The 1,206-nt window shown below is 59.0% G+C and carries 2 protein-coding genes; both read right to left on the reverse strand.

The window, feature by feature from the left end; genetic code table 11:
* The coding region (locus tag KGL31_08035) for a LysR family transcriptional regulator (protein ID MDE2321848.1) at positions 1-575 on the reverse strand (575 nt) is incomplete at its 3' end.
* A 10-nt stretch (positions 576-585) separates the two neighbouring features.
* Positions 586-1,206, reverse strand: a 621-nt coding sequence (locus tag KGL31_08040; protein ID MDE2321849.1) for a glycosyltransferase family 4 protein, incomplete at its 5' end; no start/stop codon positions are given.

Consider the following 1,206-nt stretch of genomic DNA (forward strand, 5'->3'; position numbering starts at 1 on the left):
AGAAACGGCTGACCCAGCAGTTCCTTTGCCCTCACGCTCTTCCGGAATGCCCAGGGGTGCGTGGGCGCCACGATCAGGACCATCTCATCTTCGGCAAATGTCCGGTAGTCGAGCCTGCCATCGTCGAATTGTGCGCCCACGGCGCCCACCTCATACGCGCCCTCGATCACCGCCTCGATAATCTCTTTTGAGTACGAGACCTTGAGGACAACCGAGATGTCCGGATAGCGGGTCCTGAACGGTCCGATCAGGGGCGGCAGCAGATAGCCGCCGGGGATGCTGCTGGCGCCAAGTATCAGTTCTCCCTTCAGCCCTCCCTTGAACTCGTCGAGGGCTTGTTGGGCTTCCTGCCGGAGCGCCAGGATTCGCTTGGCATAGCGATACAGCAGGTTTCCACCCTTTGTTGGGGTAGCCCGGTGTCCGAGGCGATCGAGCAGCCGGATCCCCACATCCTTCTCCAACTTCTTGATGTGGCCGCTGACCGTAGGCTGGGTCAGGTACATCGTGTCGGCCGCCTTCGAGAAGCTTCCCGATTCGACGATTCTGCAGAACAGTTCGAGAACGTGGAGATCCATGATGCGTCCTCTATGAACTGCGCGACCCGGTCCCGATCGCCTCCTGATACAGTCGAAGATAGTCGTGAATTTCTCGTTCTCCGGAGAACTCCCGCTCGATCTTCTCCTGTCCGTTCCTTCCCAGTTCGTGACGGAGACCGGGTTCCCTGATCAGCCGCTCAGCCTTGTCGGCGAACTCCGTCTCCGACGCAAAGAGCAACCCATCGATTCCATCACGCACCACCGATCGGTTCCCCTCAATGTCAGAGGCCAGGACGGCTCGCCCGCGACTCATCGCCTCCAGGATGCTGTTGGCCATGCCGCCTTCGGAGAGCGACGAGTTGATCACTACATCTACGGATGTGAGCATGGCACAGATCTGCTCATGGGGAACCGGTCCCAGGTAGAAGGCCCAAGGGTAGTCTCGCAGAGCTTCCCACAATCGGGCTCCCTCCGCCGCTTCGATGACCGGTCCCACAAAGACGGCTTTGACCTGCGGATACCGTATTCTGAGCGAGTCAAGTGGCTTCAGACAGAAGGTCACATTTTTTACGCGCCGGATCCCTGAGGGGATGAAGAAGATCAGGTCATCCGGCGTTAGATCCAGGTGGTGTCTGAGATCGAATGAGGTCTCCTGACAGCGAACCGTCTG

It is taken from the genome of Candidatus Methylomirabilota bacterium (genome assembly GCA_028870115.1).
In the GTDB taxonomy this organism is placed as follows: Bacteria; Methylomirabilota; Methylomirabilia; order Methylomirabilales; family Methylomirabilaceae; genus Methylomirabilis.